A 22,074-nucleotide genomic window follows, 5' to 3' on the forward strand; every position below is an offset into this window, starting at 1 on the left:
TGTTCCGTACGTCGTACGACAGCAGGGAAGAGCAAGAGGAGAGGGAGTCCGTCGCATGGGTTCGACCATCTGCCCGGAGCGCGCGCAGGGCGCTGACCTCGACTGGACGGTGCTGCCCGCGCCCAAGGGCGCCTCGATTCGGGCGGCGGGCGGAGTGCTTCCTCGTCTATCCTCCGAAACGAGCGGGTCCGCCCCCGGGCTCGCCGCCGCGCTGGAGGAGGTGGGTCCGGTCACTGGGACCGACACAGGGACCGACGACGGCCCCGAGGAGACGACCGAGGAGCGCAACGCGCGCTTCGAGCGGGACGCCCTCGGCTACCTCGACCAGATGTACTCGGCCGCGCTCCGCATGACGCGCAACCCCGCGGACGCGGAGGACCTGGTGCAGGAGACCTACGCCAAGGCGTACGGCTCCTTCCACCAGTTCCGCGAGGGCACGAACCTCAAGGCGTGGCTGTACCGCATCCTCACGAACACCTTCATCAACTCGTACCGCAAGAAGCAGCGCGAACCCCAGCGCAGTGCCGCCGAGGAGATCGAGGACTGGCAGCTCGCCCGCGCCGAGTCGCACATGTCGACCGGCCTGCGCTCCGCCGAGTCCCAGGCGCTCGACCACCTTCCCGACTCCGACGTGAAGGAAGCGCTGCAGGCGATCCCCGAGGAGTTCCGCATCGCCGTCTATCTCGCCGACGTCGAGGGCTTTGCGTACAAGGAGATCGCGGACATCATGGGGACACCCATCGGTACGGTGATGTCCCGACTGCACCGGGGCCGCCGCCAGCTGCGCGGCATGCTCGAGGACTACGCCCGCGACCGCGGGCTCGTTCCCGCGGGCGCCGGCGAGTCGTCGAACGATCTGAAAGGCTCGGGCTCATGAGCTGCGGAGAGCCGCACGAGACGGACTGCTCAGAGGTCCTGGACCATCTCTACGAGTTCCTCGACAACGAGATGCCCGACAGCGACTGCACCAAGTTCGAGGTGCACTTCGAGGAGTGCTCCCCGTGCCTGGAGAAGTACGGCCTGGAGCAGGCCGTGAAGAAGCTCGTCAAGCGCTGCTGCGGCAGTGACGACGTCCCCACCGACCTGCGGGCCAAGGTCATGGGCCGGATCGAGCTGATCCGCTCCGGCCGGCCCGCGCCCGAGCAGGACGTCACGGCGAGCGCGCCCGTGACGCCCGCCCCGCAGGAGTAGCACCGCTCCCGTACGGACGAACGGGCACGGGAGGCCGCCGCGACGCGATCGCGGCGGCCTCCCGCGTAAGTCGGCTTGTATCACCCGAAGGTGCGAATCAGTCGTACCGGGCCGTCACGGGCCGCCCGACTCGCTAGCGTGACGGGGATGATGGGCGTGAAGGTCATTCCCCCGGCGGCCCGCGTGTACATCGGCTGCGCCCTGCTCGCCGTCGGCGCGTGCGTCCTGCCCGCGCTGCGCCCCGGCGCGCCCTGGGAGACGATCGCGCTCCTCGCCGCCCTGTACGCGCTCTGCGAGCTGCCCGCCCGCCACCCCCTCCTGAGCCGCGCGTCCGGCGGCTCCGTCCCCCTCGGCGCCGGCTCCTTCTTCCCCGTCCTCCTCGCCGCCGCGCTGCTCCTGCCGCCCGCCGCCGCCGCGCTCACCGCCCTGCCCGGCAGCCTCCTCGCCCGCGTCGAGGAACCCCCGGCCGTGCCGCGCCGCGCCTGGCGGGCCGCCGCCACGGCCCTCGCCGTCTGGGCCGCCGCCCACACCGCCGGGGCCCTGGGCGGCCCGGCCGCCCTCGGCCACGGCCGGGACGCCCCCGACCTCCCGTACGCGCTGCTGCCCGCCGGCGCCGCCGCCCTCGTCTTCTGCCTGGTCCTGACCGCCCTCGACGGCGGCGTCCGCGCCACCGCCGACGGACTGCCCCCGCGGGCCGCCTGGCGCGGCCTCCTCGGCCGGGCGCTCGCCCCGCACGTCGTCCACGGCCTCGCCGGGCTGATGACGGCCGTCCTGTGGCGCGGCAGCCACGGGCCGGTCGCGGGACTCCTCGTGCTCCTGCCCATGTACATCTCCTGCTGGGTCTTCGCCCAGTACCACCGCGAGCGCGCCGCCCACCAGGCCACCATCCGCGCCCTCGTCCAGGCCGTCGACATCAAGGACCGCTACACCCGCGGCCACAGCGAGCGCGTCGGCCACGCCTCCGTCCTCATCGCCCGCGAACTCGGCATGCCCGAGGACCGGCTCGACGTCGTCCGCTTCGCCGGCATCCTGCACGACGTCGGCAAGCTGGGCGTGCCCACCCGGGTGCTCCGCAAGGACGGGCCCCTCACCCCCGAGGAGCGGCGGGTCATCGAACTGCACCCCGAGTACGGGCACGAGATCGTCCGGGGCATCGGCTTCCTCGGCGAGGCGCGGGCCGCGATCCTCCACCACCACGAACGCATGGACGGCAGCGGCTACCCCTACGGGCTGCGCGGCGAGCAGATCCCCGAGTTCGCCCGGATGGTCGCCGTCGCCGACGCCTTCGACGCCATGACCTCCAACCGCTCCTACAGCCGCGCCCGGCCGGTGCCGACCGCCGTCGCCGAACTGCGGCGGTGCGCCGGCACCCACTTCGACCCCCGGATGGTCGACGCCCTCGTCCGGGCCCTGGACCGGCACGGCTGGCGGCCCGCCGTCACCGCCGACGAGACCCCGCCCGACGGGACCGTCCCCCGGGCCCGGGGCGCGTCCGCCCCCTCCGGGGAGCGCGCGTGAGACCCGGCGCCCCCACCGTCGGCGCCGTCCGCACGGCCGCCCTGCTGCTCGTCCTGGCCGCCCTCGGCTCCACCCTCTGGCACGGCGTCGACCGGCCCGGCGACGCCCTCGCCTTCGGCGCCCTCGTCGCCCTCGGCGAGCTGGCCCGCCGGGGCGCCGCCCCCGGCGAGCGGGAGCCCGCGCCGCTCGCCGCCGCCGGAGCCCTCGCGTACGCCCTGCTCGGGGAGAGCGCCGGGAGCGCCACCACCCACGGCGTCCTCCAGACCGTCGCCGTCGTCGCCGCCGGCGGCCTCGCCGGGATCGTCCCCCACCTCGCCCGGGGCCGGGGCCCGGGCCCCGACCACCTCGCCCGCCGGGTCCTCACCGTCGGCTTCGCCGCGCTCTGCTTCCAGCCCCTCCACCACTCCGGCGCCGTCGTCCGGCACCTCGGCGAGGGCCCCCCGTACGTCCTCTTCCTCGGACTCCTGCTGGTCCTCACCGCCCTGTGCGACGCCGTCCTCGCCGCCCTCCTGCTCCGCGCCCGTACGGGATACCCCTACGGCCCACTCCTCCGCGACGAGCTGCGCGCCCTCCTCGGCATCGGCTCCGCCGTCTGCGCCACCGGCACCGTCATGGCCCTCGGCGTCGCCGCCGCCGGACCGTGGGCCCTGCCCGTCCTCGCCGTCCCGCTGCTGCTCACCCAGGTCTCCTACCGGCGCTACGAGGCCGTGCGCGCGGTCAACCGGCAGACCATCGCCTCCCTCGCGCGGGCCACCGAGGTCGCCGGCTGCACCCCGCCCGGCCACGCCCGCCGGGTCGCCGCCCTCAGCGCCGCCGTCGGACGCGAGCTGGGCCTCTCCGGGGCCGAGCTGACCGTCCTCGAACACGCGGCGCTCATGCACGACATCGGCCAACTCTCCCTCGTCGACCCGGTCGAGGGCGGCGCCACCGCCCTCCTGCCGGCCGAGGAGCAGCGCCGGATCGCCCTCCTGGGCGGCGAGGTCGTCCGCAGGACCGGGGTCCCGCGGGCCGTCGCCGTGATCGTCGAGCGGCAGGCCGACCCGTACCGCGAGCAGCCGCTGCCCGCCCGGATCGTGCGGACCGTGAACGCCTACGACGACCTGGCGAGTGCCGGGCCGGGGACCGGGGTAGGAGGGGGTCCGGGCGCCGCCCTCGGCGCCCTGGAGCGGCTCAGGCTCGGCACCGCCCGCGACCACCACCCGGACGTCGTCGAGTGCCTGGCCAGGGTGCTGGCCCGGGGCGGGGTCGCTGGGGTGACCCCGGCCGTCCCTGGGTAACCCATGGGTAATGAGCGCGCGTCCGACCGGGCATGGTTGGATGCGAACAAGAGGGTGAAGCGACCGGCAGGCGGGAATCGTGAAGATCTTCGGGAAGGTACGGCATCGGCCCTCCGCCTCGTGGCGGCAGGCCACCGACCGCGCGTTCACGCTGATCGGTGACGGCCGGTACGAGGACGCGGGCGCGCTGCTCACGCGTGCGGCGGATCTGGAGCCCTGGCTCTCCGAGTCCTGGTTCAACCTGGCGCTGCTGCACAAGTTCCGCCACGACTGGGAGCAGGCCCGGGCCGCCGGGCTGCGCGCGGTCGCGCTGCTCGACAAGGAGACCGGCGCCCCCGACTGGTGGAACGTCGGCATCGCCGCCACCGCCCTCCAGGACTGGCCGCTGGCCCGCCGCGCCTGGCAGGCGTACGGACTGCGGGTGCCCGGGGCCGCCTCGGGCACGGGCGAGCCCGCCGGCATGGAGCTGGGCAGCGCCGCCGTCCGGCTCTCGCCCGAGGGCGAGGCCGAGGTCGTGTGGGGCCGCCGGCTCGACCCGGCCCGGATAGAGGTGCTCTCCATCCCGCTGCCGTCCTCCGGGCGCCGCTGGGGCGAGGTCGTCCTCCACGACGGCGTGCCGAACGGCGAGCGGACCACCACCGCCGGGCCCTCCTACCCGGTCTTCGACGAGATCGAGCTGTGGGCGCCCTCGCCCGTCCCCACCTGGGTGGTCCTCCTGGAGGCCGCCACCGAGGCCGACCGGGACGCCCTGGAGCAGCTGGCCGCCGAGGCGGGCTTCGCCGCCGAGGACTGGTCGTCCTCCGTGCGGCTGCTCTGCCGGGCCTGCTCGGAGTCGACCATGCCGAGCGCCGAGGGCGAGGGCGAGCACTCCGACCCGCACGACCACAGCGAGCCGGGGCACCCCGGGCCGCTCGGCCACCGCTCGCCCGGCGAGCTGTGGGTGCCGGAGCGGGAGTGCGGCATCGCGGCCCCGGCCGGTCTGGTGCGCGGGCTCCTCGACGGCTGGGTGGCGGACAGCCCGGACAGCCGCGAGTGGCGGGATCTCGAAGAGGTCTGCTGAGCGGCCCGCCCCCTTCCCCGTAGGCTGTCCTCCGACGGAATCGGGTTTTCAGGAAGGCGCGGCCGGACATGGCGCAGCAGGAGACGGACGAGCAGACGCAGACCAACGACGGCTTCGTCGTGGACACGGAGGACTGCGAGGCGCGTGAGCTCGCCCACCGCGAGCGCGGCACGGCCCGCCCGATCACGGTCGTCGGCAACCCCGTGCTGCACAAGGAGTGCAAGGACGTCACCGAGTTCGGCGACGAGCTCGCGGCGCTGATCGACGACATGTTCGCCAGCCAGAAGGCCGCCGAGGGCGTGGGCCTGGCCGCGAACCAGATCGGCGTGGACCTCAAGGTCTTCGTCTACGACTGCCCCGACGACGAGGGCGTCCGGCACACCGGCGTCGTGGTCAACCCGGTCCTCCAGGAGCTGCCGGCGGACCGCCGCGTCCTGGACGAGTCCAACGAGGGCTGCCTCTCCGTGCCGACCGCCTACGCCGAGCTGGCCCGCCCGGACTACGCCGAGGTCCACGGCCGGGACGCCGAGGGCAACCCGATCAAGGTGCGCGGCACCGGCTACTTCGCCCGCTGCCTCCAGCACGAGACGGACCACCTGTACGGCTACCTCTACATCGACCGCCTCTCCAAGCGGGACCGCAAGGACGCCCTGCGGCAGATGGAGGAGGGCACCCCGCGCTACGAGACGGTCCCGAACGACTGATCGCCGTGGAACACGGGCCGGGCCCCGCTCCTTCGTCGAGGAGCGGGGCCCGGCCTTCGTGCGACTACTGCCAGCTCATGTCGTTGGCGACGGCGACGGCGGTCGCCCCGCCGACCAGCAGAGCGGTGAACGCGGCGGTCGTGAGCGTGCGGACGATGCGGATCATGAGTTCCCCCAGGGGCGCGTGTGACAGGACGAGCCCCGCGGGGCCGCCCGACGACGGCCCCACGGGGCAAGATCACTTTAGACCGGCGCCCGGGCGAACGATCACGCCCCCCCACCGCACGCCGATGCTCAGAAGTCCTCGTCCAGGTCCACCGAGCCCTCGACCGCCACCTGGTAGGCGGACGGGCGGCGCTCGAAGAAGTTGGTCAGCTCCTGGACGCCCTGGAGCTCCATGAAGGAGAACGGGTTCTCCGAGCCGTACACCGGGGCGAAGCCGAGGCGCTGGAGGCGCTGGTCGGCGACGCACTGGAGGTACTCGCGCATCGACTCGGTGTTCATGCCCGGCAGGCCGTCGCCGCACAGGTCGCGGCCGAACTGCAGCTCCGCCTCCACGGCCTCCTTCAGCATGTCGGTGACCTGCTGCTGGAGCGCGTCGTCGAAGAGCTCGGGCTCCTCCTTGCGGACGGTGTCCACGACCTCGAAGGCGAAGTTCATGTGCATCGTCTCGTCGCGGAAGACCCAGTTGGTGCCGGTCGCCAGACCGTGCAGCAGGCCCCGGGACCGGAACCAGTACACGTAGGCGAAGGCGCCGTAGAAGAACAGGCCCTCGATGCACGCGGCGAAGCAGATCAGGTTGAGCAGGAAGCGGCGGCGGTCGGCGGCCGTCTCCAGGCGCTCGATCTTCTCGACCGAGTCCATCCACTTGAAGCAGAACTGCGCCTTCTCGCGGATGGAGGGGATCTCCTCGACCGCGTCGAACGCGGCGGCGCGGTCGTCCGGGTCGGGCAGGTAGGTGTCGAGCAGCGTCAGGTAGAACTGGACGTGCACGGCCTCCTCGAAGAGCTGCCGGCTCAGGTAGAGCCGCGCCTCGGGGGAGTTGATGTGCTTGTAGAGCGTCAGGACCAGGTTGTTCGAGACGATCGAGTCGCCCGTCGCGAAGAACGCGACCAGACGGCCGATCATGTGCTGCTCGGCCGGGGTCAGCTTGGCGAGGTCGGCGACGTCCGAGTGGAGGTCGACCTCCTCGACGGTCCAGGTGTTCTTGATCGCGTCCCGGTAGCGCTCGTAGAAGTCCGGGTAGCGCATGGGACGCAGGGTCAGTTCGAAGCCCGGGTCGAGCAGGTTCTTCTGTTCGGTGGACATTACTGGCAGGCCTCGCAGGACTCGGGGTTTTCCAGGGAGCAGGCGACCGCGTCGGGGTCGGCGATCTGCTGGAGAGGGATGGGCGCGGCGGCCGCCGTCGACGCCTGGGCGGCGCGGGCGATCCGGGTCGCCGGGCGGGAGCGCAGGTAGTACGTCGTCTTCAGGCCCTGCTTCCAGGCGTACGCGTACATCGACGACAGCTTGCCGATGGTGGGCGTCTCCAGGAACAGGTTCAGCGACTGCGACTGGTCCAGGAAGGGGGTGCGGGCGGCGGCCATGTCGATCAGGCCGCGCTGCGGGATCTCCCAGGCCGTGCGGTACAGGTCGCGCACCTCGGCCGGCACCCAGGTGAAGCCCTGCACCGAGCCGTTGGAGTCGCGCAGCGCCTCGCGGGTCTGCGCGTCCCACACGCCGAGCCTCTTCAGCTCGTCGACCAGGTACGAGTTGACCTGGAGGAACTCGCCCGACAGCGTCTCGCGCTTGAACAGGTTGGAGACCTGCGGCTCGATGCACTCGTACACGCCGGCGATCGAGGCGATCGTCGCGGTCGGCGCGATGGCGAGGAGCAGCGAGTTGCGCATGCCGGTGGCGGCGATCCGCTCGCGCAGGGCCGTCCAGCGCTCCGGCCAGTTCAGCTCGACGTCGTAGTGGTCGGGGTGCAGCACGCCGCGGGCGGCGCGGGTCTTCTCCCAGGCGGGGAGCGGGCCGTTGCGCTCGGCCAGGTCGGCGGAGGCCTCGTACGCGGCGAGCATGATCCGCTCGGCGATCCGGGTGGACAGCGCCCGCGCCTCGGGGGAGTCGAAGGGCAGCTTCAGCTGGAAGAAGACGTCCTGGAGGCCCATGGCGCCCAGACCGACCGGACGCCAGCGGGAGTTGGAGCGGCCCGCCTGCTCGGTCGGGTAGAAGTTGATGTCGACGACCCGGTCGAGGAAGGTGACGGCCGTGCGGACGGTCGCGTCCAGGCGGTCCCAGTCGATGTCCGAACCGACCACGAACGCGCCGAGGTTGACCGAGCCCAGGTTGCAGACCGCGGTCTCGCCGTCGTCGGTGACCTCCAGGATCTCCGTGCAGAGGTTGGAGGAGTGGACGGTGTGGCCGGGCTCGGCGGTCTGGTTGGCCGTCCGGTTCGAGGCGTCCTTGAAGGTCATCCAGCCGTTGCCGGTCTGGGCCAGGGTCCGCATCATCCGGCCGTACAGGTCGCGGGCCGGCATCGTCTTGCGGGCCAGGCCGGCCGCCTCGGCCTCGCGGTAGGCGGCGTCGAACTCCTCGCCCCACAGGTCGACGAGCTCGGGCACGTCCGAGGGGGAGAACAGCGACCACTCGGCGTCGGCGTTCACGCGGCGCATGAACTCGTCCGGGATCCAGTGCGCCAGGTTGAGGTTGTGCGTGCGGCGCTGGTCCTCGCCCGTGTTGTCGCGGAGCTCCAGGAACTCCTCGATGTCCGCGTGCCAGGTCTCCAGGTAGACGGCGGCGGCGCCCTTGCGGCGGCCGCCCTGGTTCACGGCGGCGACGGAGGCGTCGAGGGTCTTCAGGAACGGCACGATGCCGTTGGAGTGCCCGTTGGTGCCGCGGATCAGCGAACCGCGGGCGCGGATGCGGGAGTACGAGAGGCCGATGCCGCCCGCGTGCTTCGAGAGGCGCGCGACCTGGTGGTAGCGGTCGTAGATGGAGTCCAGCTCGTCCTGCGGGGAGTCCAGGAGGTAGCAGGAGGACATCTGCGGGTGGCGGGTGCCGGAGTTGAAGAGCGTGGGGGAGGACGGCAGGTAGTCCAGGCGGCTCATCAGGCCGTAGAGCGCGGCCACTTCGTCGAGCGCGCGGACGCTCTCGTCCTCGGCCAGGCCGCAGGCGACGCGCAGCATGAAGTGCTGCGGGGTCTCGATCACCTTGCGGGTGATCGGGTGGCGCAGCAGGTAGCGCGAGTAGAGGGTGCGCAGGCCGAAGTAGCCGAAGCGGTCGTCGCCGGCGCGGTCGATCGTGGCGTCGAGGCGGTCGGCGTGCAGCGCGGCGAACTCGGCGGTGCGGTCGGCGATCAGGCCCTCGCGGTGTCCGACGGCGACCGAGGAGGAGAAGTTCACCGAGCCCTGGGAGGCGGCCTCGTCGGCGATGGTGATGGTGAGGAGCCGGGCGGCGAGCCGGGAGTACGCGGGGTCCTCGGCGATCAGGCCGGCGGCCGCCTCGGTGGCCAGCTCGCGCAGCTCCGCCTCGTCCGCGGCGGCGCTGCGGCCGCGGAGGGCGGCGGCGGCGACCCGGCCGGGGTCGGTGTCGGGGAGATCGGCGGTGAGGTCGGTCAGGGTCCGCAGCAGCACGGTCCCGGGGCCGTCGCTCTCGACCGCGAAAGCCTCGGCCGAAGCCGGATCGGCGGGCGCGATGGTCACGTGGGGGCTCTCCCTCGCTCGGCTCGGGGCCCCGGCGGGGGAGGGCGGACGGGCGGGCGTCCAGGCACGACGCACCGCGTCCACCGACCCACTCCGCGAGGCCCGGACGTCTGTGGCACCCGGAACGGAAGGACCGGGCGCGCCGTCGGCAGGTGTTCGGACTCACTCCGGACGAAGCCGCACGAAGTACACCGTTGCGGGACAGTTCCGGATTCGCGCCGGATTCCCCTGCGTCGACAGCGAGGACGAGCATACATGTGGGGGGCGCCGCTCGTGGCACCCCCCACATGTTGTGTCGCCGCCCGGAAGGGACGGGGGTTCAGAACTCCAGGGAGTAGGTGCGCAGAGAGTGACCGGGGAAGGGCTCCCAGTCCCGGTGAGGGGTCCGGACGAAGCCCGTCCGCTCGTAGAGCCGGTGCGCCGCGGCCATCTCCGCGCCCGTGGAGAGCATGATCCTGGCGCACCCCGGGAGGGCCCGCGCCCGGTCGGCACAGGCCCGTACGAGCGCCTCCCCGACGCCCCGGCCGCGGGCCTCCCGGGCGACCGCGAGCATCCGGAACTCGGCCTCGCCGGCCACGGCGATGTCGGCCCACGGGGTGCCGCCGGGGGCGAAGGTCACCCCGCCGACGATCCGCCCCGCCGCGTCCCCGGTGTCCTCCGCGACGAGGACCTCGCTCTCGCGGGCCCGCCGCGCCGTGTCCCGCAGCACCGCCAGATAGGAGTCCTCGGCCCCGTACTTCAGCAGTCCGTCGTCCAGGTAGGTGCGCCCGGTCAGCTCGCCGAGCGCCTCGTACTCCTCGGGCCGTACCGCCCTGATCGTGAAGTCCATGGGGGAAGTGTGCCCGCCGGGGACGCGACGGGGCCCGGGGCCTCCTGGCGGAGGTCCCGGGCCCTTTTCGCCGGTGGTGTCAGTGCGTGGGCGCGGTGACCTTCTCCATCTCGGTCTTCACGCCGGGGTCGCCGGCGTCGGCCGTGTAGTCCGACGGGGAGGTCTCGTCGATGCCCTCGGGGGCCTTGACGGCCTTGAGGACGAAGGTGAGGACGACGGTGACCAGGACGTTGAGGACGAAGGCGGTGAGGCCGATGTAGCCGATCTCGCCGATGCCCGGGATCGCGGCGGAGGAGCCGCCGAAGTGCTTCTGGGTCGGGCTGGCGACGCCGTACGCGGCGGCCGTGCCGTAGACCATGCCGACGGCCCAGCCGGCGAGCAGCGCCCAGCGGTGGAACCAGCGGGTGAACAGGCCGCCGACCAGGGCCGGGAAGGTCTGCAGGATCCAGATGCCGCCGAGCAGCTGGAAGTTGATCGCGACCGTCTTGTCCATGGTGAGGACGAAGGCCAGGGCGCCGACCTTCACCAGGAGCGAGACGAGCTTGGAGACCTTGGTCTCCTGGGCCGGGGTCGCGTCCGGCTTGATGAAGTCCTTGTAGATGTTCCTCGTGAAGAGGTTGGCGGCGGCGATCGACATGATCGCGGCCGGGACGAGCGCGCCGATGCCGATCGCGGCGAACGCCACGCCCGCGAACCAGTCCGGGAACATGGTCTCGAAGAGCTGCGGGATGGCGAGCTGGCCGTTCTTCACCTGGATCCCGGCGGCGATCGCCATGAAGCCCAGCAGTGCGAGCAGGCCCAGCATCAGCGAGTACAGCGGCAGGATCGTGGTGTTGCGGCGGATGACCTCGCGGCTCCGGGACGACAGCGTCGCCGTGATGGAGTGCGGGTACATGAAGAGCGCGAGCGCCGAGCCGAGCGCCAGCGTCGCGTACGTCCACTGGCCGGCCTCGCCGGGCACGAGCGCGCCGCGCGGCTTGTCGGTCGCCGGGTTGGTCTGCGCGTACGCCTCGCTCGCCCTGGCGAAGATCTCGTCGAAGCCGCCCAGCTTGATCGGGATGTAGATGATCGCCACCGCGATGACGATGTAGATCAGGGTGTCCTTGACGAAGGCGATGAGCGCGGGGGCGCGCAGGCCCGAGGAGTACGTGTAGGCCGCGAGGACGCCGAAGGCGATGAGCAGCGGCAGGTCCTTGACGAACCAGTGGGTCGTCTCGCCGCCGCCGACGCCCATCACGTCCAGGACGGCCTGGATGCCGACCAGCTGGAGCGCGATGTACGGCATGGTGGCGAGGATGCCGGTGACCGCCACCGCGAGCGACAGGCCCTTGGAGCCGAAGCGGCCCCGGACGAAGTCGGAGGTGGTCACGTAGCCGTGCTTGTGCGACACCGACCACAGGCGGGGCAGGAAGGTGAAGATCAGCGGGTAGACGAGGATCGTGTAGGGGACGGCGAAGAAGCCGGCCGCGCCCGCCGCGTAGATGGCCGCCGGGACGGCGACGAAGGTGTACGCGGTGTAGAGGTCGCCGCCGAGCAGGAACCAGGTCACCCAGGTGCCGAAGGACCGGCCGCCCAGGCCCCACTCGTCGAGGCTGTCGTTCTCGGCCCTGCGCCAGCGCGAGGCCAGGAAGCCCATGACCGTGACGGCCAGGAAGAAGAAGATGAACACGGCGAGTGCCACGCCGTTCACGCCGTCCTTCATCGCGCGTCACCCTCCTCGCGGGACCGCTGGTCCCGCTGCCACAGCTTGTACGCGATCATGGTGAGCGCGGTGGAGACCAGCACCCAGAGCATCTGGTACCAGTAGAAGAAGGGGATGCCGGCGAAGAGGGGTTCGGTCTTCGCGTAGGAGCTCACCCAGAGCATCGCCACGAACGGGGCGACGAGACAGAGCGCGATCACCACCCGCAGGGGCGTGATGGTCGGTTGTTTCCCTTGTGCCACTTCTGACATGGCGATTCCGTCCCCTCGTTGATCACCTCGTTAATGCTGGGGAAATCTAGGGGACGCGTCCGTCCCATGGAACCCCCGTCCGCATAACGGATCCGATTCGGCGGGCGCGGACGTCAGAGCCAGCCCTCCTTGGCCGCCCGCACCCCCGCCTCGAACCGGCTGCGCGCGCCGAGCCGGTTCATCAGTTCCGAACTCATCCGGCGGACGGTCCGCAGCGAGATGCCCAGCCGCCGGGCGGCGATGTCGTCCGTGCAGCCGATGCCCAGGAGCATGATCAGCTCCCGTTCCTGGGGGGAGAGGTCGTGCTCGTCGCGGCGCGGGCTCTCGCCGAAGGCGGTGCCCGCGTCCCACAGGCGGTCGAAGAGCACCACGAGCGCGTGGACCAGGCCGGGGCTGCGCACTTCGAGGGCGCCCGCGCGTCCGTCCTCCGGGTCGAGGGGGACGAGCGCGGCCTCGCGGTCGACGATCACCATGAGCATCGGGACCACCGGCACGGTCCGCGCCTCGCCGCCGAGTTCGCAGTACCAGCGCACGTACTCGACGGTCGGCGGGTCGTTGCGGAAGCTCTCCTGGTAGATCGAGCGGATCTTCACCCCGCGCTCCAGGGCGAGCTGGTCGAGCGGCTGGCTCGCGTCCATCGTGTCGGGGAGCTGGGCCCCGCCGGGCAGCAGGGAGAGGCACTCGGTGCGGGCGTTCGCCGCGAGGCCCTCCAGCCGCTCGCGGACGTCGTCGAGGCTGGTGATGCGGTTCACGATGTCGGGCCGGACCCTCCGGGGCCGGGCCGCGTACGAGGCGAGGATGCCGTCCACCGCCCGGCCGGCCCGCTCCACCTGGCGTCTGCGTCTGCTCAGTTCGGCCTCGGCGCGGGAGAGCAGGAAGGAGAAGCCGACGTCGGGGTTGAAGGGCTCGACCTCGCCCGAGGAGTCGTCCATCAGGACGAGCTTGAGGTCCGCGAGGCAGGCGAGCGCCTCGCGGACCTCCTCCTCGGAGCGGTCCAGGTGGGCCGCCATCTCCGCCACGTCGTACTCGGGCCGCTCCAGGAGCAGGCGGTAGACGGTCTCCGTCGACTCCTTTATGCCGAGCGCCTCCAGCATCACTGTCTCCCCCTCGTCACGTTCCGTCGCGCGATCGACCGCGTTCGTGATCGCGGTCGTCGATGCTAGAGGGGGAAACGGTCTAGGTCTAGACCAATTGGGAGGCGTTTCGGTGTACGGACCACCGTCCCGCCTCCGACCGGGCCCGCACCCGGCCCGCCAGCGCGTCACCCACCGCGCCCGTCGCGAACCCGGACACCAGCAGGGCGAGTTCGACCTGGGGGCCGATCCCGACCGCGAGCACCGCGAGCGCGCCCGCGCCCGCCGCCACCGGCCCCGCCCACCCGGGACCGCCCGCGGCCGAGGCCGTCGAACGCTCCAGGGACACGCAGAACGCGAAGGCCCCCACCACGAGCGGCACCCAGCCCGTCACCGCCCCCGTGTCCGCCGGGCCCCACTGCCACACCACCACCAGGCCTCCCGTGGAGAGCCCCGCCGCGAGGAGCGCGCCGGACACCGACCGCGCCGCCGCCCCCACCGCCCCCGGCGCCCGCGACCGGCGGACGAGCACCCCGAACGCGGCCAGGGCCGCCAACGGGACCGCGTACGGCAGCAGTCCGTACACGCCCTCCACCAGATCGGGGTCCACCACGCCCGAACCGCCCACCAGCACACCGGAGCCGGCGAACGCCGAACGCAGCGCCGCCACCGTCCCCGCGCCGGCCGCCGTCATCGGCTCCGCCACCGGCACGACCACGACCAGGGCGGTGCCGGAACGGCGCCACTCGGCGGCCTCCGGAGCCGCCGCGAGCAGCACCCCCGGGACCCGGGCCGCCCGCGCGGCCACCGCCTCCGCGTCCGCACCCTCGGGGACCAGGACCTCCAGCGGGTTCAGCGCCCCCGACGGCACCCCGGCCGCCCCGAGCCGCTCCAGACCGTCCAGGGCCGGACCGCTCTCCACCAGGGCACGGGCCTCGGGGTTGCCCACCCGCAGCTGGGTGGCCGCGCCGGCGAGCAGCACGAGCAGGACCAGACCGGCCGCGGCGAGCGGGCGCGGGACCGCGAGGGCCTTCCGTACCGGACGCGGGACCGCGCGGCCGTTCCGTACCGGACGCGTCGCCCGTGCCACCGGACGCGGCACCACCGGACGCGGCACCACCGACCGCAGCACCGGCGTCAGCGTCAGTGCCGTCGCGATGCCCACCAGGCACACCGCCGCCCCCGCGATCCCGATCGAGCGGAGGAAGGAGGCCGGGAAGAGCGCCAGGGCGGCGAACGCCACCGCCCCCGCCGCGCCGCCCGTCACCGCGGACCGGGCACCGGCCCCCGGCGGCTGCGCCCAGCGGTGGACCGCCACCACCAGGGCCGTCACCGGCACCAGGTACACCACGACGAAGCTCACCCCGGTGAGACCGGCCACCGCCTCCACGAGCACCAGGGCCCCCACCGAGGTCACCGCCGCGAGCAGCAGCGGCGCCAGGACCCCGAGCGCCGAGCGGAACGCCAGCGCCAGCAGGACCAGCAGCCCCAGCGCGCAGACCGCCTTCGCCACCAGGGCCGCCGTGCCCGGCCCCGCCAGGGCGCTGTCGTGCTGGAGCGGCAGCACCCCCGTCACCCCGGTCCGGGCCTCCGGCAGCGCCGCCCGGAGCCCCGCGCGCAGCGAGCCCGCGGTCTCCTCCACGGCCGCCAGCCCCGCCAGGTCCGGCTCCCCGGCCCCCGGGTACACCAGCGCGTACACGGTCCGGCCGTCCGCGCCGAGGAACCCCTCGTCGCCCGTGTCCGCGTACGAGACCGTCCGCGCGCCCCGGCCCGCCGAGGCGGCGAGCGCCTCCGCGAGCCGCTCCCCGGTCGCCCGGGCCCGTACGTCCGTGCCCGCAGGCCAGGTCGCGACCGCGACCAGCGGGGCGACGGCGGCCCCGTTCCCGTACCGCTCGTGGACCGCCTGGTTCGCGCGGTGGCCCGGCCCGCCGGACGCGGTGAAGGACTGGTCGAGGCGGCCGAGGCCGGCCACCGCCGCCACCCCGCCGAGCAGCAGCACGAGCAGCCACACCGCGCCGGCCGCCGCCCGGTGCCGCAGCGCGAACTCCCGCACCCGGTCGGCCGGTTCAGTCGACATCGTCGAGCCACTTCCGCAGCTCCGCCGGGAGGCGCAGCCCCACCGCGCCGAGCGACTCGTCCAGCTGCGCCGTCGTGCTCGCCCCGACGATCGGCAGGACCGGCGGCTCGCCGCCCAGCGCCCAGGCCAGGACCACCTGGTTCGCGGTCGCCCCCAGCTCCGCCGCCACCTCGGCGAGCACCTTCAGACGCCGCTCCGAACCCTGGTGGCGGTACTGCTCCGGAACCTCCTTGCCGGGATCGGTGTACGCGCCCGTCAGCTGGGTCGTGTACGCCGTGAACGTCAGCTCCGGCCGCGTCCCCAGATAGTCGATCAGCTCCTCCGAGGCGTGCGGGTTCACCCCGAAGTCCGCCCCCGGGCGCGGGCGCAGATAGGTGTACCGCTGCTGCACGGCCGCGTAGTCCGGCACCCCGGCCGCCACCGCCGCGCCCCGCGACTCCTCGATCCGCCAGGCGGCGAAGTTCGAACAGCCGGCCCGGCCGATCTTCCCGGCCGCCACCAGCTCGCCGAACGCGCCCATGGTCTCGGCGACCGGGGTCCTCCGGTCGTCGATGTGCGCGTAGTACAGGTCGATCCGGTCCGTTCCCAGGTTCCGCAGGCTCTCCTCCACCTGGCGGCGGATCACCGGCGCCGAAAGGCCCTCCGCGCACTCCGGCCACGCCGAGCCGGGCGGGTCCGGCAGCGCGCCGACCTTGGTGGCGAGCACGATCTCGTCCCGCACGCCCCGGCTGCGCATCCACCGGCCGATGACCAGCTCGCTCTCGGCACCGGTCGCGCCCGGCTCCCAGAAGGCGTAGGTGTTCGCGGTGTCGACGAAGGTGCCGCCCGCCTCGTGGAAGCGGTCGAGGACGGCGAAGGCCGCGGCCTCGTCGATCCGGGTGCCGAACGGCAGGGTGCCCAGGCACAGCGTGCTCACGCGGGGACCCGCGGGGCCGCCCAGGTCGGTGTACTCCATCAGTTCTTCCCTCTCTCTCGCATGGCCGGCGCGGTGACGGTCAGCTCCTGGACCAGGTGGTCCGACAGACCCTCCGCGTCGCGGAAGCGGTACGAGCCGACCCGCGCGCCGCCACCGGTGAAGGCCCAGTCGATCCGCCACAGCCGCCACCGGGCGCGGGCGTTCCAACTGGCCGGGCAGAGCGAGCGGCACGCGCCGATCGCGTCGCGCAGCGACCGGGGCATCCGGCGGATGTCCCCGATGGCCGCGCTGGTGTTGAAGTCCCCGGTCACCAGGACCGGGTGCGGGTTGTCCCGCAGGTCGGCGACGAGCGCCGCGTACTCGCGGTCGCGGGCCGCAGCCCGGCGCCGCATGTCCCGGAAGAAGGCCGGGCGCAGCGGGTTCATCACGGTCAGCTGCACCGGGATGTGCACGTTGTACGTCGACAGGACCGCGTCCCGCCCACCCCCGATCCGCAGGTCCACCCGCAGCGAGCAGGCGCCGACCGGCACGGGCGGACCGGCGGGCGGGAACCGGGACAGCGTCACGGAGTTGTTGTCCACGGAGAGGTGGTGGTCCGGGAACGCCGCCCGCAGCCGCTCCCCGTCGTCGATGTCCCACACCTCGCCGCCCTCGAAGCCGTTCAGGTACTCCTGGAGGACGTACACGTCCGCGTCCAGCGACGTCAGGAAGGCGTAGAAGCGGTCGGGGTCGCCGCCCTGGTTCCAGTGCTGGGTGTTCCAGGACACCAGGCGCAGCCCGTCATCTCCGCCACCGGCGGGCCGGGGGAGCAGCGCCCGCGGGTTGATCCCGTTCTGCCGCCAGCCCGCCAGGAGACAGCCCGCGGCGAGCGCGCCCGCACCCCACGCCCCGGTGGCCGCGGCGGCGGCGAGCAGGGCCAGCGGGACGGCGGCGAGGACGGGCGGCGGCAGCAGCGAGACCGCGAGCCACGGCCACCAGCGCCCGTTGAGCGCGAGGTGCAGGGCGAGGAACACCGCCCAGAGGAGGGCCGCCCAGCCGACGGCGCAGTACGGCACGGTCTCACCCGCTCCCCGGCAGCGACACCCACAGGTCCTGCACCGCGTGGTCGGACAGCTTCTCCGGCTTGCCGAACTCGTACCGCTCGGCCTTCGCCCCGTTCCCGGTGAACGCCCAGTCGGTCCGCCAGAAGGGCTTCCAGCCGCCCTCCTCCCAGCTCGTGGGGTACGGGTCGGTGCTCACCCCCGCCGCGTCCGAGAGGCGCTCCCGCAGCGGGTCGAGGTCCGACATCGCGGCCGTCGCGTTGAAGTCGCCGGCCACCACCACCGGGTTGCGGTTGGCCGCCAGGTCCGCCTCCAGACCGGCGTACTGGGCCCGGCGCGGGGCGAACCGCTCCCGCATGTGCCGGTAGAAGGCGGACGAGAGCAGGCCGTCCGGCATGCTGTTCCACACCGGCATGTGCACGTTGTAGAACGACACCACCCGCCCCCTGACCAGGACGTCCGTCCGCAGCACCTTGTTCTCCCGGTACTCCGTCGGCCAGTCCGCGCCCGCCGGCACGTCCCGGGCCGGGCCCACGGCCGGCTGCCGCAGGACCGGGAAGCGGGAGAGCGTCACCAGCTCGCCCCGGACCGCGATCCCGTACCCCGGGAACTCCCGGCGCAGCCGCGCCAGGTCGTCGATCGGCAGCTTCCCCTTCCGGTCGGCGGTCACGTGCTGGTACTCGTGCAGCAGGTAGACGTCCGCGTCCTTCGACTTCAGGAAGGCGTAGAAGTGGTCCTGGGTGCCCAGGAGCTGGTTCCAGGAGTTGGTGTTCCAGGCGAAGACCCGTACGGAGTCCGGGCCGGGCCCCGGCTCCGGCCGCCACGCCGCCGCCGGGTCGAACCCCGACTGCCCGAAGCCCAGCAGGAGGGCCAGCGCGGCGGCGGCGAGGCTCCGCCACCGGGCGGCGCCCCGGGCGAGCGGGGCGAGGACCGCGAGGCCCAGCGGGACCAGGACGAAGGCCGCCGGGGGCACGATGCCCACCAGGTGCCCCAGCCAGATCCGCCCGTCCGCCGCCCACTCCACGAGCAGCAGCGCGAGCCAGGCCAGGGCCGCCCCCAGGACGATCCCGTTCCGGCGGCGCCGGGGCCGGGCCGGGGCCCTCGGAGCGGTCTCCGGGGCGAGCACGTCAGCCACGGGAGGCCACCGCCCCCGCCGTCCCCACCGCCGGCCGGCGCCCGGGGCGCGGCTGCGGGTCGTACAGGTGCCGGAACCGCTTCGAGCACAGCCACTGCACGCCCGCGACCCCGATCGCCGCGAACACCGTCAGGTTCACCAGGAAGTTGACCGCCACGAAGTACGCCAGGAACGCGCGCCCCCGGTGCTCGCGCACCACCCGGTACATGTCCAGGTCGCCCAGGACGCCGAGCACGAACAGGGCGAGCGGGAGCAGCGCCCACAGCGGCCCCCACAGCACGGGCGCGGCCAGCGCGGCCACCGCCAGCGGCGCGGCGAGGCTGGCCCCGGCGCGCGGCCCGGTGACGAAACCGCCCTGGAGCGCCCGGCGGCCCAGGATCAGCGGCACGGCGAGCCGGGCCCGGGCGAAGACCTTGTCCAGGACGATCCGCAGGGTGTCGTCGTGGTCGTGCCGGCCGCGCACCTCCAGGGAGCTGAGCACCGTGTACCGCTCGGAGATCCGCCGCCCGTAGTCCTGGTCCTCGGTGTGCCGCAGGATCGGGTTGAACGGCCCGACCTCGTCGAAGACGTGCCGGGGCATCGCCAGGATCGCGGTGTGGACGGTGTCGATGACCCCTTCGGACCGCAGCAGCAGGTAGTACTGCTGGAGCGAGCGGTACTCCTCGATCAGGCTGTCCCGGATCAGCGGCTCCGGCTCGTAGGTGCCGCAGATCGCGCCGTACCCCCGCCCGGAGGCGAGGAGTCCGACCGACTTCTCGACGGCGTCCGGGTGCATGGCCACGTCGGAGTCGAGGAAGACGAGGATCTCGCCGGAGGAGAGCTCGGCCCCCAGGTTGCGGGCGACCGCGACCCCGCTGTTGACGCCGGTGGAGACCACCCGGGCGCCGGCCGCGGCGGCGATCGCCGCCGAGTCGTCGGTGGAGCAGTCGTCCACGACGACGACCTCGACGTTCGGGTACGTCTGGGCGAGGGCGGCCTCGACGCACAGGCCGATCGAGCGGCCGTAGTTGTAGTTGGGGACGATGACGGAGACCAGGGGGAAGGCCGGGGCGGAGGACACGGGCGAGGAGGGGGTGGAGGACATGGTGGGGGCTCCTAGAAGAGGACCTTGGCGAGGGAGAGGGCTCCCTGCCGCCACGGTTCGACACTGGTGACGCCCTCGCTCCGCTTCGCGGGGCGGGCGCCGGCGGTCGTGTGCCGCTGCTCGCGCCACCAGGCGAAGGTGCGCAGGATCGCGTCCTGGTTGGAGTGCTTCGGCCGGAAGCCGAGCACGTCCCGGGCCTTGTCGGTGGAGACGAAGCTGTCGTCGAGCAGCTTGTGCAGCAGACGCCCGTAGACCGGGGAGAGGCCGGAGCGCTGGAGCAGGCTGAGCGCGGCGAGCGCGGGCCTGGCGGGCATCGACCGGACCCGCTTGCCGTGCCCGGCCGCGTCCAGGACGGCCTGGAAGTCCTCGCGGATCGTGCCGAACTCGGTGGCGCCCAGGTTGAAGGTGTCGTCGGCCCGCTCGGCCGGCGCGTCCATGGCGGTCACCACCGCGTCGACCAGGTCGGCCACGTCGAACATCTGGATGCGGACGTCGCCCCGGCCGAGCACCGGGAAGTTCCGGCCCTCCTCCGCCCACTCGAAGAGCATCGCGAAGAGCCCCATCCGGCCGGGCCCCAGGAAGGTCTTGGGGCGCAGGATCGGCACGCACGTGCCCCGCTCCCGGAAGCGCTCCGCGACCTCCTCGGCCTCCGCCTTGGCGGCGCTGTAGGTGTCGACCGGCTCGCGCGGGTGCTCCTCGGGCGTCGGCACCGTCTTCGGCAGGCCGTAGACGGCGGTCGAGGAGATGTGCACGACCCGGGGCACGGCGTTCGCCTCGGCGGCGGTCAGGACCGCCTCCGTACCGCCGACGATCACCGAGCGGATGGTGTCGGCCGGATAGCTGGGCAGGGCGGCGGCGCAGTGCACCACCGCGGCCGCGTCGGCCGTGGCCCGCTTCATCGCCACGGCGTCCCGGACGTCCGAGACCGTGTGCGTCAGGTTCGGGTGCTCCGTGCGCGGCGCCCGCAGGTCCACGCAGTGCACCTGCCGCCCGTCGTCGAGCAGCCGCTCGATCAGGGTCGATCCGAGCATTCCGGCACCGCCGGTGACCACGATGCGCTCTACCACAGCGACGACACCTTCTCCTTGACGAAACGGGTGAGCAGACGGGGGAGACCCTGCGCGAGGGTCTTGTCGAGGCACTCCAGGAAGAACTCGGCCTCGTGCGGTTCGGCGACCAGCGAGGGCGCGACCATCAGCGGGTTGTCGCCGTTGAGCGTGTAGTACGTGTAGACGCCGTGGTCCCGGTAGAGGGCGTTGACCACCGACGAGGTGACGAGCTTGGTGAGGAAGCGCGGGTCCCTGGTCATCGCGCCCGGCACCAGCTTCGTCACCAGCTCCAGGACCTTCGGGCCCTTGTGCAGGAAGACGCCGTGCAGCGCCCCGTGCCCGCGCACCTCGGCCACCACGTCCGGGTGCTCCTTGGCGATCCGCTCCAGGCCGGGGGCGAGGATCCGTTCGAGGTCCCGGGCGCGGGCCGGATAGTCGTCCTCGACGGCCACGTTGACGGCCTCGATGGCGGTGACCGCCTCCTCGCCGAAGCCGTAGTAGGTGGTGGAGGTGGACTGGAGCAGGGCGTCGGTGAGGTTGTCGTACGCCTTGCGGAAGACCGGCTCGCGGGCGACGAAGGCCGAGATGGAGGACTTGCCGCCGCCGAAGGACTTCGAGGTGGTGAGGACGTCGGGGACCAGGCCCTCGTACCGCATGAAGTGGAAGAGGGTGCCCGTCTTGCCCCAGCCGGTGTAGATCTCGTCGAAGAGCAGCACGATGTCCTCGGCCGTGCACAGTTCCCGCAGCCCGCGCAGGAACTCCTCCGAGCACTCGTTCATCGTGGACGCCGACAGCGGCTCGATGAGGATCGCGTACACGTCCGACCCGCCCTTCTCGGTGCGGAGTTCGGCGACCAGCCTCCGGACCGAGTCCAGGTCCCCGTACCGGAAGACCCCCACGCCCGGGATGCCGGGGAACTGGAAGGTGGACTGGTTCTGGCCGGTGAGGCTGCCCGAGCCGAGCAGCTTGCCGTGGAAGGAGATGTCGGCCCGCAGCACCCGGGAGCGCCGGCCGCCGTGGTACTTGTACGCCAGCTTGACCGCGCCCTCGACCGCCTCCGCGCCGGAGTTGGGGAAGAACGACATGCTCAGGTCGCCGGGCAGCAGCTCCGCCAGGTTGTGGCCGAGCGCCGCTACGTAGGGCGAGAAGTAGGTCTTGTGGACCTCCATGCTCCGGCGCTCCTGGAAGCGCTGCCGGGCGGCGAGGACCCGGGGGTGGTTGTGGCCGTGGTTGAGGACCCCGACGCCGCCGGTGAAGTCCAGGACGCGGCGGCCGTCGCGCTGGGTGATCCAGACGCCCTCCGCGCTCTCGACCAGCTCCTGGCCGAAGCCGAAGGAGGTCATCAGGGAGACCTGGCTCTTGTTGACGTGGTCCTTGTACAGGCCGTGGACCTGCTTGACCGTCATCGACTCGCAGTCGTCGACGGAGTACAGCGGGGGCATGGGAACTCCTAGGCGGGGGGGGAGGCGGGGGAGGGGGGCGGGC

The 22,074-nt window shown here is 73.0% G+C and carries 19 protein-coding genes and 1 riboswitch; of the genes, 6 read left to right on the forward strand and 13 right to left on the reverse strand.

Translation table 11 applies throughout. The annotated features are described in order from the left end of the window. The first annotated feature begins 220 nt into the window (after nt 1–220). The 6 genes from ADL08_RS25320 to def all read left to right on the forward strand — a co-directional run bounded on the left by ADL08_RS25320 (nt 221) and on the right by def (nt 5,750). Entirely contained in the window at nt 221–877 is a 657-nt protein-coding gene (locus tag ADL08_RS25320) for a sigma-70 family RNA polymerase sigma factor (protein WP_030207302.1), read from the forward strand. Further along, entirely contained in the window at nt 874–1,191 is a 318-nt protein-coding gene (rsrA, locus tag ADL08_RS25325) for a mycothiol system anti-sigma-R factor (RefSeq protein ID WP_053646816.1), read from the forward strand. Before ADL08_RS25320 ends, rsrA begins: the two co-directional genes overlap by 4 nt. Before the next feature lie 147 nt (nt 1,192–1,338). After that, a complete protein-coding gene (locus ADL08_RS25330) occupies nt 1,339–2,709 on the forward strand; it encodes an HD-GYP domain-containing protein (protein WP_420709608.1) in 1,371 nt (456 codons plus the stop codon). Beyond that, entirely contained in the window at nt 2,706–3,986 is a 1,281-nt protein-coding gene (locus tag ADL08_RS25335) for an HD domain-containing protein (RefSeq protein WP_053646818.1), read from the forward strand. Before ADL08_RS25330 ends, ADL08_RS25335 begins: the two co-directional genes overlap by 4 nt. 79 nt (nt 3,987–4,065) lie before the next feature. Further along, the gene (locus tag ADL08_RS25340) at nt 4,066–5,046 is read left to right on the forward strand and encodes a tetratricopeptide repeat protein (protein WP_053646821.1); all 981 of its coding nucleotides are present in this window, start codon (nt 4,066–4,068) and stop codon (nt 5,044–5,046) included. Between the two features lie 68 nt (nt 5,047–5,114). After that, on the forward strand, nt 5,115–5,750 hold the full coding sequence (gene def / locus ADL08_RS25345) for a peptide deformylase (RefSeq protein ID WP_053646822.1): 636 nt from the start codon (nt 5,115–5,117) through the stop codon (nt 5,748–5,750). A gap of 294 nt (nt 5,751–6,044) precedes the next feature. Here def and ADL08_RS25350 read toward each other — a convergent pair whose 3' ends face one another. The 13 genes from ADL08_RS25350 to ADL08_RS25410 form a co-directional block, all read right to left on the reverse strand. After that, the gene (locus tag ADL08_RS25350; protein WP_053646824.1) at nt 6,045–7,058 is read right to left on the reverse strand and encodes a ribonucleotide-diphosphate reductase subunit beta; all 1,014 of its coding nucleotides are present in this window, start codon (nt 7,056–7,058) and stop codon (nt 6,045–6,047) included. Continuing rightward, nucleotides 7,058–9,433 (reverse strand): ribonucleoside-diphosphate reductase subunit alpha, encoded by a 2,376-nt coding sequence (locus tag ADL08_RS25355; RefSeq protein ID WP_053646826.1) that lies wholly within the window; start codon nt 9,431–9,433, stop codon nt 7,058–7,060. Before ADL08_RS25355 ends, ADL08_RS25350 begins: the two co-directional genes overlap by 1 nt. 129 nt (nt 9,434–9,562) lie before the next feature. After that, nucleotides 9,563–9,703, reverse strand: a riboswitch (cobalamin riboswitch). Nucleotides 9,704–9,752: 49 nt separating this feature from the next. After that, a complete protein-coding gene (locus ADL08_RS25360; protein WP_053646828.1) occupies nt 9,753–10,262 on the reverse strand; it encodes a GNAT family N-acetyltransferase in 510 nt (169 codons plus the stop codon). Nucleotides 10,263–10,341: 79 nt separating this feature from the next. Continuing rightward, nucleotides 10,342–11,964, reverse strand: a complete 1,623-nt coding sequence (mctP, locus tag ADL08_RS25365; RefSeq protein WP_053646830.1) for a monocarboxylate uptake permease MctP — start codon at nt 11,962–11,964, stop codon at nt 10,342–10,344. Continuing rightward, a complete protein-coding gene (locus ADL08_RS25370; protein WP_053646832.1) occupies nt 11,961–12,215 on the reverse strand; it encodes a DUF3311 domain-containing protein in 255 nt (84 codons plus the stop codon). Before ADL08_RS25370 ends, mctP begins: the two co-directional genes overlap by 4 nt. A gap of 113 nt (nt 12,216–12,328) precedes the next feature. Continuing rightward, on the reverse strand, nt 12,329–13,309 hold the full coding sequence (locus ADL08_RS25375) for a helix-turn-helix domain-containing protein (RefSeq protein ID WP_053646834.1): 981 nt from the start codon (nt 13,307–13,309) through the stop codon (nt 12,329–12,331). An 88-nt stretch (nt 13,310–13,397) separates the two neighbouring features. Beyond that, on the reverse strand, nt 13,398–15,365 hold the full coding sequence (locus tag ADL08_RS38815; protein WP_053646836.1) for an MMPL family transporter: 1,968 nt from the start codon (nt 15,363–15,365) through the stop codon (nt 13,398–13,400). After that, entirely contained in the window at nt 15,355–16,320 is a 966-nt protein-coding gene (locus ADL08_RS25385; RefSeq protein WP_053646838.1) for an aldo/keto reductase, read from the reverse strand. Before ADL08_RS25385 ends, ADL08_RS38815 begins: the two co-directional genes overlap by 11 nt. Then, nucleotides 16,320–17,336: an endonuclease/exonuclease/phosphatase family protein gene (locus ADL08_RS25390; protein ID WP_053646840.1), complete on the reverse strand. Its 1,017-nt coding sequence runs from the start codon at nt 17,334–17,336 to the stop codon at nt 16,320–16,322. Before ADL08_RS25390 ends, ADL08_RS25385 begins: the two co-directional genes overlap by 1 nt. A 4-nt stretch (nt 17,337–17,340) precedes the next feature. Further along, complete coding sequence (locus ADL08_RS25395) at nt 17,341–18,456, reverse strand: endonuclease/exonuclease/phosphatase family protein (protein ID WP_063885351.1); 1,116 nt, start codon at nt 18,454–18,456, stop codon at nt 17,341–17,343. Next, entirely contained in the window at nt 18,449–19,540 is a 1,092-nt protein-coding gene (locus tag ADL08_RS25400) for a glycosyltransferase family 2 protein (RefSeq protein WP_053646845.1), read from the reverse strand. Before ADL08_RS25400 ends, ADL08_RS25395 begins: the two co-directional genes overlap by 8 nt. Before the next feature lie 11 nt (nt 19,541–19,551). After that, nucleotides 19,552–20,607, reverse strand: coding sequence for an NAD-dependent epimerase/dehydratase family protein (locus ADL08_RS25405; RefSeq protein ID WP_078968182.1), 1,056 nt, complete (start codon nt 20,605–20,607; stop codon nt 19,552–19,554). After that, nucleotides 20,601–22,031 (reverse strand): aspartate aminotransferase family protein, encoded by a 1,431-nt coding sequence (locus ADL08_RS25410; protein ID WP_053669215.1) that lies wholly within the window; start codon nt 22,029–22,031, stop codon nt 20,601–20,603. Before ADL08_RS25410 ends, ADL08_RS25405 begins: the two co-directional genes overlap by 7 nt. Nucleotides 22,032–22,074: the final 43 nt, after the last annotated feature.

The sequence above is a fragment of the Streptomyces sp. NRRL F-6492 genome (genome assembly GCF_001280125.1).
Lineage (GTDB): Bacteria > Actinomycetota > Actinomycetes > Streptomycetales > Streptomycetaceae > Streptomyces.

Coding starts and splice junctions, on each gene's coding strand:
- ADL08_RS38815 (WP_053646836.1), bottom strand. CDS start 15,365: ATGTCGACTGAACCGGCCGACCGGGTGCGGGAGTTCGCGCTGCGGCAC.
- rsrA (WP_053646816.1), top strand. CDS start 874: ATGAGCTGCGGAGAGCCGCACGAGACGGACTGCTCAGAGGTCCTGGAC.
- ADL08_RS25400 (WP_053646845.1), bottom strand. CDS start 19,540: ATGTCCTCCACCCCCTCCTCGCCCGTGTCCTCCGCCCCGGCCTTCCCC.
- ADL08_RS25385 (WP_053646838.1), bottom strand. CDS start 16,320: ATGGAGTACACCGACCTGGGCGGCCCCGCGGGTCCCCGCGTGAGCACG.
- def (WP_053646822.1), top strand. CDS start 5,115: ATGGCGCAGCAGGAGACGGACGAGCAGACGCAGACCAACGACGGCTTC.
- ADL08_RS25360 (WP_053646828.1), bottom strand. CDS start 10,262: ATGGACTTCACGATCAGGGCGGTACGGCCCGAGGAGTACGAGGCGCTC.
- ADL08_RS25370 (WP_053646832.1), bottom strand. CDS start 12,215: ATGTCAGAAGTGGCACAAGGGAAACAACCGACCATCACGCCCCTGCGG.
- mctP (WP_053646830.1), bottom strand. CDS start 11,964: ATGAAGGACGGCGTGAACGGCGTGGCACTCGCCGTGTTCATCTTCTTC.
- ADL08_RS25410 (WP_053669215.1), bottom strand. CDS start 22,031: ATGCCCCCGCTGTACTCCGTCGACGACTGCGAGTCGATGACGGTCAAG.
- ADL08_RS25330 (WP_420709608.1), top strand. CDS start 1,339: ATGATGGGCGTGAAGGTCATTCCCCCGGCGGCCCGCGTGTACATCGGC.
- ADL08_RS25375 (WP_053646834.1), bottom strand. CDS start 13,309: ATGCTGGAGGCGCTCGGCATAAAGGAGTCGACGGAGACCGTCTACCGC.
- ADL08_RS25350 (WP_053646824.1), bottom strand. CDS start 7,058: ATGTCCACCGAACAGAAGAACCTGCTCGACCCGGGCTTCGAACTGACC.